This window comes from Microcoleus sp. BM001215392, from assembly GCF_036700185.1.
Taxonomy (GTDB): domain Bacteria; phylum Cyanobacteriota; class Cyanobacteriia; order Cyanobacteriales; family Microcoleaceae; genus Microcoleus.
The window spans coordinates 1-3520 of record NZ_JAUBOJ010000559.1; the positions used below are offsets into that span (position 1 = coordinate 1).

At 45.4% G+C, this 3520-nt stretch carries 3 protein-coding genes; 2 read left to right on the forward strand and 1 reads right to left on the reverse strand.

Annotated elements, in window-relative coordinates; translation table 11 throughout:
- The first annotated feature begins 477 nt into the window (after window positions 1-477).
- Window positions 478-1089, forward strand: coding sequence for a DUF4126 domain-containing protein (locus QT974_RS32625; RefSeq protein WP_333472506.1), 612 nt, complete (start codon window positions 478-480; stop codon window positions 1087-1089).
- Between the two features lie 217 nt (window positions 1090-1306).
- On the opposite strand, the gene hemH is transcribed toward QT974_RS32625, so the two are convergent.
- Complete coding sequence (gene hemH, locus QT974_RS32630) at window positions 1307-2470, reverse strand: ferrochelatase (protein ID WP_333472507.1); 1164 nt, start codon at window positions 2468-2470, stop codon at window positions 1307-1309.
- Window positions 2471-2570: 100 nt separating this feature from the next.
- Between hemH and QT974_RS32635 the strand changes: the two genes are divergently transcribed.
- A complete protein-coding gene (locus tag QT974_RS32635; RefSeq protein WP_333472508.1) occupies window positions 2571-3251 on the forward strand; it encodes a class I SAM-dependent methyltransferase in 681 nt (226 codons plus the stop codon).
- Window positions 3252-3520 lie beyond the last annotated feature (269 nt).

Genomic DNA, 3520 nt, shown 5'->3' on the forward strand with positions numbered 1-3520 from the left:
ATATGAGATTATAACTAATAACTTATATCCGGTCATGCTTCTTCAGGCTTCAAAAGTGAGATACACCCAAGAAGAAAGAAGAAGAAAGAAGAAAGAAGAAAGAAGAAAGACGGAAGACAGGAGAAGGAAGAGGGTAGATAGGGGAGTAATTTGCCGGAAAGCTCTGGGTTAGCTGGTATTTGAAATTTAATTATTTGGGATTAACTGCTGGTTTTTTGATACTTTTTAATTTAATCACGATCGCGGTTTAATTCTGCATCAGTGCCTTGTGGGCAAGCGGCTTCTGGTTTGTGTCGATCGACTTTGCGAATATTATTCAGCCAGAATTAAGCAAATACACCTAGAATAGAGAGAGAGATTTAAACCCAAGGGTAACTTGAGTTCGATCGCTCAAATCGCCGCCAGCCATCAGGGGATTCCAATTCAGAAATAGGTCAGATATAGGCTATAGCAAACGTTATCAACTGAATTATTATTATGGTTGGACTCCTAGCCGCGCTCTCTGCGTCTGCGGCGGGGGGTATGAGAATTGCCCTGCCCCTGCTGTTAATTGGTTTGTTACGAGTTGACAAACTTTGGTCGGAAATACCTTTATTGTCTTGCATTCACCCCCAAGTGGTGATATCTATCTTGGTGAGTTGGTCGCTTTTCGAGTTATTTGCTTCTAAAACCTTTGTGGGACAGCGGGTGCTGCAAGTTGTGCAAATTATTTTCAGTCCTATTGTAGGAGCAATTATGGCGATTGCGATCGCTCAGGTAAGTTCTATCGACGAAGTGATTGCTCACCCTTGGATGCTGTGGATTATTGGGGTTGTCGGAGGTTTGTTGGCTTTTGTGCTGCAACTGGTACAAGCAGGATGGCTTTATCGGCTGCGGGGTTTGCCGATTTGGGTGATTTTCCTGCAAGATGTTCTGTGTATTTCCTTAGTTTTATTTGCCTTTGACGCCCCGCGACAGGGAGCTTTAATTGCGATGCTGCTGCTGTGGCTGGCTATTCGCAGTTCTAAAGAGTGGTACCGCTGGTACAGAAGTCAGGGAATACCGGGCGATGGGGGAAGTCCCCGCCGCCGCAAGCGCGATCCTGATTAATTCAACATACAAGATTGCCAGCCCGTGCAAAAATTTGATTAAAAGATTAAAAGGATTTTTCCAAAAAGTTGATTAATTAATTCCATCTCAATACAAAACCCGCCCTTTTGCGGTTTTTAGACGCGCGGGGCGGGTTTTATCTCGAGATTGTTGGTCTGCTGTTGCTTCAGATTGCAGGCTTAATCTGCACCTAAAGATCGATCGCACAACCGATTTTTTAAAGCAAGCCGATCGAGTGTAGCGGGCCTTGACCCGTAATTAACTCGATTACTAATGCTATAAAACCAATCATTGCTACACGACCGTTCCAGACTTCCGCCCCCGTCGTCAAACCCCACTCCCATTGCTCTTGAGGGTACATTTTGACTTTCTTGGAAGGGCGTATCACGTCCGAGAATTTGACGCTGGGAGATTCTATCGATTCGATGACTAAATCTGCCAATGCTTCAATAAATACCGGATGAGTATTCAATGCAGGGACTCGGTAGAAATTTTCAATTCCCGACTCTTCTGCTAATTCTCGATACTCCATGTCAATTTCTTGCAGAGTCTCGATGTGCTCGGAAACAAAACTAATTGGAACTACCAACAAATCTTGAACTCCACTTTCTGCCAATTCGGTAATCGCCTCTTCGGTGTAAGGCTTGAGCCATTCCACCGGCCCAACCCGACTTTGGTAAGCCAGAGTGTGTTCGTTCGATCGATTCAAATGTTCCATAATCAGGCGAGTGCAATCTTGAATCTCGCGCTGATATGGGTCTCCAGCCTCTTCTACGTAGCTGAGGGGGACGCCGTGGGCACTGAAAAAGATGTGAACTCGATCGGGATTTGGACTGTGATCTAATTCTTGGGCGATCAATTCCGACATTGCCTGAATGTAGCCCGGTCGGTGATACCAAGAAGGAATAGCGGTATATTCTATCTCGTTGAGTTCTGGATCTTGGTTCCACATTTCTTCTAGCTGTCGGAAACTAGAACCGCTGGTGCTGATCGAAAATTGAGGATACAGCGGTAAGATTGTCAAGTGTTCGATGCGATCGCGCTTAATTTTGGCGATCGCCTCTTCAGTAAAAGGATGCCAGTAACGCATCCCCACGTATACTCGAGCATCTTGTCCCTTTTCTCGCAAGAGTTCTTGCAGCGAAGCAGCTTGTTCTTCGGTTATCCGGCGCAAAGGAGAGCCGCCCCCGATTTGGCGGTAGTTTTCCTGGGATTTCTGAAAGCGCAGGGTCGAAATCAACCAGGCGAGCGGTTTCTGCATCCACGGAAACGGAATGCGAATGATTTCCGGGTCAGCAAACAAGTTGAACAGGAAAGGACGGACATCCTCGATTTGATCTGGCCCGCCCAAGTTTAATAGCAATACTCCCACACGACCCATAGCGGTTACAGCTCTCCCATCGTCTCAGTTCTGTTACTTATCTTTATCATATATCTTAATAATATCTTAAGTCGATAGCAAGGTATACATAATTTTGATTTTGGCAACATTTTTTAGAGATTTAAGTTATCGGTATCAGTGGCTGTACGATGCGATCGCGCGTCTGGCTGCTTTGAGCGTAGGTGGCGAAGCTCGTTTTCGGCAGCTAGCGCTGCAAAATTTGACCGTGAGCGAGGAAACTAAAATTTTAGACCTTTGTTGCGGTAGCGGTCAAACTACGCAGTTTCTGGTGCAATATTCCCGGGATGTCACAGGACTCGACGCTTCGCCACTGTCGCTGCAACGGGCCAGAAAAAATGTGCCGTCTGCCAATTATGTAGAAGCTTTTGCCGAGTCGATGCCTTTTGGCGACTGTCATTTTGACTTGGTACACAGCAGCGTTGCGATGCACGAAATGCAGCCTGCACAGTTAAGACAAATCTTTCAGGAAGTATACCGCGTACTCAAGCCCGGTGGTCTATTCACTTTGGTAGATTTTCATCGGCCCACAAATCTGGTGTTTTGGCCGGGGTTGGCTGTGTTTTTGTGGTTGTTTGAGACTGAAACTGCTTGGAAGTCGATCGAAACTGATTTGGGTAGTTTATTGGCAGACGTGGGGTTTCAACAGTACAATTCCGAAGCAAGTCAACAACCTAAACTTTTTGCTGGTGGCAGCATTCAAGTTATTCAAGTTCAAAAATCAAAAGTCAATAGTCAGCAGTCATTAGTCAGTAGTCATTAGTCATTAGTAACGGACGTGCCAAGTATTGACTAAGTACGGTAAGAAACCGGGTTTCTACGAATTTTGGGTTGAGTAACGATAAATATGGGCAGAAACCCGGTTTCTGAGGCCGGCGCGCGCATCCTACTATACTTGTCAACTACTGACTAATGACTAATGACTAAGGACTAATGACTGCTGACTAATGACTAATGACTAATGACTAATAGACCTGTTGCATAAGTCTTCTTTTCGATACAGAAACCGCAGATGTCAGACAGATAAACACA

Bases quoted from the DNA above. Each gene is read 5' to 3' on its own strand.
- QT974_RS32625 (WP_333472506.1), top strand. From the start codon at position 478: ATGGTTGGACTCCTAGCCGCGCTCTCTGCGTCTGCGGCGGGGGGTATG.
- hemH (WP_333472507.1), bottom strand. From the start codon at position 2,470: ATGGGTCGTGTGGGAGTATTGCTATTAAACTTGGGCGGGCCAGATCAA.